This window comes from uncultured Roseobacter sp. (genome assembly GCF_947491795.1).
In the GTDB taxonomy this organism is placed as follows: Bacteria; Pseudomonadota; Alphaproteobacteria; order Rhodobacterales; family Rhodobacteraceae; genus Roseobacter.
This window is the reverse complement of sequence record NZ_CANLKW010000020.1, coordinates 1-4397: the sequence shown is the minus strand read 5'-3', so window position 1 is coordinate 4397 and position 4397 is coordinate 1. Positions and strand designations below refer to the sequence as shown.

The 4397-nt window shown below is 50.1% G+C and carries 5 protein-coding genes and 1 pseudogene; 2 read left to right on the top strand and 4 right to left on the bottom strand.

Features of this window, described 5'->3' with window-relative positions:
- Positions 1-257: 257 nt before the first annotated feature.
- Positions 258-839 (top strand): annotated as a pseudogene (locus tag Q1A34_RS21840) (MT-A70 family methyltransferase); the annotation flags it as partial.
- A gap of 244 nt (positions 840-1083) precedes the next feature.
- On the opposite strand, the gene Q1A34_RS21835 reads toward Q1A34_RS21840, so the two are convergent.
- From Q1A34_RS21835 to Q1A34_RS21820, 4 genes are all read right to left on the bottom strand, one after another.
- Positions 1084-1791: a BglII/BstYI family type II restriction endonuclease gene (locus Q1A34_RS21835; RefSeq protein WP_300039614.1), complete on the bottom strand. Its 708-nt coding sequence runs from the start codon at positions 1789-1791 to the stop codon at positions 1084-1086.
- Positions 1792-1812: 21 nt separating this feature from the next.
- Positions 1813-2238, bottom strand: a complete 426-nt coding sequence (locus Q1A34_RS21830) for a PIN domain-containing protein (RefSeq protein WP_300039612.1) — start codon at positions 2236-2238, stop codon at positions 1813-1815.
- Position 2239: 1 nt separating this feature from the next.
- Positions 2240-3304 (bottom strand): hypothetical protein, encoded by a 1065-nt coding sequence (locus tag Q1A34_RS21825; RefSeq protein WP_300039610.1) that lies wholly within the window; start codon positions 3302-3304, stop codon positions 2240-2242.
- 172 nt (positions 3305-3476) lie between these two features.
- Positions 3477-4154 carry a hypothetical protein gene (locus Q1A34_RS21820; protein WP_300039608.1) on the bottom strand — a complete coding sequence of 226 codons (678 nt, stop codon included), beginning with the start codon at positions 4152-4154 and terminating at the stop codon, positions 3477-3479.
- A gap of 16 nt (positions 4155-4170) precedes the next feature.
- Between Q1A34_RS21820 and Q1A34_RS21815 the strand changes: the two genes are divergently transcribed.
- The coding region (locus Q1A34_RS21815) for a hypothetical protein (protein WP_300039606.1) at positions 4171-4397 on the top strand (227 nt) is incomplete at its 3' end.

Genomic DNA, 4397 nt, shown 5'->3' with positions numbered 1-4397 from the left:
ATGATCTGTTCGTCACTAAATCTACGTTTCATGGTCCATCCTTAGCTTGGGCGGATCAACAGCACCTAAGTGGCCTGATTTCAGGGAGCTGGGTCAGAGCACGACTATGAAGCATGTGCCGTTAGTGCATTTTTCTCGCATATCTTCAAAATTACAACCTTGCCAACCATTTTGGGGCTGGCGTCGTCGAGCTCTTTCTTATAAAGATCTAAAAAAAGATCCGGGAGCAGTTCATGCCTAAGAAAAAAGCAGACCCTTTGAGACCGGAAGCGCAACCCCCAGCTTTGCCGAAAGTTGTTGGTGGGTTCTCAACTGTTTTGGCGGACCCCCCTTGGCGCTTCACTAATCGTACTGGCAAAGTAGCCCCGGAACACCGCCGCCTTGATCGCTATTCGACTATGGATTTGGAGGCGATTAAAGCTCTGCCGGTTTCAGATTCTTGTGCGAAGAACGCACATTTGTATTTGTGGGTTCCGAACGCTCTTCTGCCAGATGGGCTGGCAGTCATGGAGGCTTGGGGCTTTCGCTATGTTTCAAACATCATATGGGCGAAACGACGCAAAGACGGGGGGCCTGACGGTCGCGGAGTAGGGTTCTACTTCCGAAATGTGACAGAAGTGCTCTTGTTCGGGGTTAAAGGTTCAATGAGAACGCTTGCGCCAGCACGATCGCAAGTGAATATGATTGAGACACGCAAACGCGAGCACTCTCGCAAACCTGATGAACAGTACGACCTGATAACGGCTTGCTCGCCTGGTCCGTACTTGGAGATGTTTGCTCGCCATCCACAGAAAGGGTGGACCCTCTGGGGTGATGAGGCATCCGACGATGTGGAACCTCGCGGGCAAGTTCACAAGGGATACGCTGGCGGCGGGATGTTTCCCCCGTTGCACCCTAAGGAGACAATTCCTGAGCTTGTGGCAACTGAGATAGGCCGAGAAATTGGAAATCGCTACGAGGCCGGCGCAAGTATTCGAGATCTTGCCGTGGAAACAGGCTATCCGATACAAAGAGTACGATCGTTACTGGAGCTTGCAGAAACTCCTTTGCGCAAACGGGGACGACCGGCTGCAGAGTAGCTGACTAAGCAATGGGGTAAGGGCTCCCATCCCAAGTGCTTTGGTTTGCAGCCACAATCAAGACGGGACAAGAGCCCATCACCCCGCGCCTTACTCTCATCTGCGCCTTATCAAAGGCAGTTACTGTTGATGTCGTAAGGTCGATTGGAAGTTTCTTTGTGCGCTCCTCTTCCGGAAGTGTTTCTTGATAGTCCGCCCATAGCTTGCGAGCCAGCTTAAGAAGCGGCAATCTGTCTTTGGTGATGATCACACCGGCCGAGATTACTCCTGCTTCATACCAAGAACGGTAGGCTGCTAAATCACGATCCAAATTGCCATCTTTAGCATTCCACTCAACGTCCAAGACAACCCTGTTCTTGAAGTTGTCAACGAGGTAGCCCTCTTGATAAACTTCTGGTAGCTCACCAATTTTTTCTGATTCTTTGGAAAACAATATACCTTTAGTTGACAGATCTAGTCGGGTCTCCTGCCAGCCCTTTTCATGAAAAGCACTATCAATCTGTTCTGCGATATCGCCTCTGTTGCCACCAGCCCGTAACCAATATCGCGGCTCCAGACGGTAAGTTGACAAGATAACAATGATGTCGTTCCACTCATCCGGGCAGACAGCCTTCATAACCGCAGATGCTGAGTTGGTCTCCATGAAAGACCAATGATCGCGCGCGGCGCTCGGCATAACTCCGGGATCATCGAAAGTGCTTGTCTCAAACATTCATGCGTCCAAATGGCTCTGTTAACTCTTGACCGGATTGACGACGGCCAGATTCTCAAACTTGTTTACGAAATCGCGGTCATTCAGCGTAATCAATGCAACGCCGTTGGCATCAGCAACTGCACCAATCATGAAATCAGGCAAAACACCATCCTTCTTGCCAATGCCCTTGCTGCGGCGATAGTCCTTGAAGACTTGGCCGGCAGAAAAAAGACCGTCGTCGTTGGCGCTCAGGTCGGAGATACCAAGCTCATCTAGCGCAAGTCGTAGCTCTTTGGCAGAGTTCATGCCCGCCGACGCCTCTGCGAAAACAACCTCAGTAATAAAGACCATTCCACTGGATTTGTATCGTTGAAACTCACGCAACACCGCAAGGTGCGCCGCTTCGCTGTTATTGAGCAGCGCGATCAAAGCCGATGTGTCCAGACATGCAGATGTAGGTTCCAAGTCAGCCTCGCATCAATGACATGAGGTCTGACGCACTCATTGTGGGCTTGATACCTCGTTCTCGAATGTTCGACAGGGCGCGTATCGACGCCTCTCTTACGAACATATCGACATCAAAGTCCCTAAGTTCATCGTGGTCTAGAAGTTCATAGGACGCATCAAGCCATTCCATTGTGTTCACAACACCCGCCGGCAGGGATTTTGGCGCTCGTGGCAGCTTTTTATCTACCAACCCGTAGGGACGCGGGTCGTTTGTTTTTCCCGCGCGGATTGCTTCAACCGAACGCTCAAAGCGAGCTGGACCACCCACCGACACATACATCTCCAACAAACGGCTAAGCGCATATGATTTTTCGACATTCTTACCGCCTGCTAAAGGAGCGAAATCAAACTCATCTAGAGCTTCTCTCAATGATGATACGGTCAGACGGCGGGCATATCGAAGTCTACAAAGCCGATCCGCAGCTAGAAACGATGCGTTCATCCACCACCTTTCAATGGTATCAGCTATCATTGAACGCAAACCGCCAATCTGATACAGGAAGCTCAGGTTGGTGCTGAGCTTCCTGGAAGTCTTGGCTTTATACCGGTCGTCTCCATCTACAAACGTCTGGATATCATCTGCATTGACCTTGGAAACTTCCCATCTGTGCGCGTGAGCCAGTCTTTCGACAATGTAACGGTTAGACCATAGGGCAGGTCGCCTTTGGAATTGTCGCGCTCCTTGCCAAGATCCAACCAAAGACAGGTTGAACGCAAACAGCGCAAGCCTATCAAAATGCGCAGAGTGATCGAAGAAGACTGCCTGAAAGACGAGCTCATCGAAACAAATCCAATCACCGGATTCATTCGAATAGTTAAAGAGAAAGAAATTGGCAGGGATGTAGAAATTGATGCCTGAAGCTTCTAGGCGCTGGCGAAAATCACTGCGCCTGACATCGCTCTTGGCTTCTCCGAACCCCACACGAATAGCATAGTGGAGCTCCGCCAAGCCTCGGCCGTCTTTACCCCAGCCGAAGTTCTTTGTGAAACTACCAGGGTGCCAGTCTTCTGAATAGTCCGGCATGATGCTCCCGAGCTGTAACGATCTACCTCAAACAAACTCTCAAGCATTGAAACGCAATCGTCAAACCTGAAAGGCAGCGATGTTCAGACTGGTCGGGCAGAAAACCAACTATTCTGCCTCATCTGGAGCCGCACCCCAATATCTCTAGGTAGCACCAGCTATCCTGGCCTACCTAGCGAGCACTGGGTTCCTCATGCGGATACTGACAGAGGCGTCCCTCGACACTATTTCGGTATGCATCACTTACGTGACCCAATGCCTCCGAAACATTGAACTCAGAAATCTCAATGACTTCAGAACTCGAAAAAGGCAGCTCTAGGTGAATCAAGTTCTCTACTAGATAGGCCATATCATCTGGGTCGATAAACTCTATAGCATCGACAGAAAAATGACGCTTAATCAATGGATCGATGTTTCGATAAAGGAAAGTGAGTGCTAGGTCACCCGTCCGCCCAATTTCTGGTGCGCAAAAATGCTGTATCGCATTCCTGGCTTTCCTAACCTTGTCAAAGCTATCCATGTCCGGGAGGCGCTCACCGTGTACCACCCAAAGCAACTTCGGTAGATGTTCCAGATTATAGGTCCGACCATGCTCAATGATATGGCGAAGGTTCAACGGCTCCTCTGCAGATTTATCAAGTGAAAACAAGTCTCGAAATATCAGCAAAGGGTGCGCTGTCGCAATGACTGCTTTCAGAAACAGCTCACCTGCATGCGCCGCATCGAGGATGGACATGTTGGTCCTGTATGCCACCCCACGTCCACAGATCACTGCATTCGTGTTCGCCTGAGCTAGTGCATCTGATGCCATCCTGAAGATACGTTCAGGAATCTCATCTATCTCTGACATATTTGCTAGTCCTTAAATGGTGACGTATATCGGCTTTTGCTGGCCACTGGCGCTCAACCAATGTCAGTTTTCAACTAGGAATGAAAGTTCTTCGCCGCTGCAACGAACGTCTCCGTCGCCGCCCGATCGTGAGAAGAAACCGAAAATCCGCACTTTCATTTTTCCTTCAAAATCCGTTGCATCGGCAAAGATGAACCTGTTTGCGCTGAAAACGCAGCAGGAGATGGACATATGGTCAGAGCA

Bases quoted from the DNA above. Each gene is read 5' to 3' on its own strand.
- Q1A34_RS21820 (WP_300039608.1), bottom strand. From the start codon at position 4,154: ATGTCAGAGATAGATGAGATTCCTGAACGTATCTTCAGGATGGCATCA.
- Q1A34_RS21825 (WP_300039610.1), bottom strand. From the start codon at position 3,304: ATGCCGGACTATTCAGAAGACTGGCACCCTGGTAGTTTCACAAAGAAC.
- Q1A34_RS21835 (WP_300039614.1), bottom strand. From the start codon at position 1,791: ATGTTTGAGACAAGCACTTTCGATGATCCCGGAGTTATGCCGAGCGCC.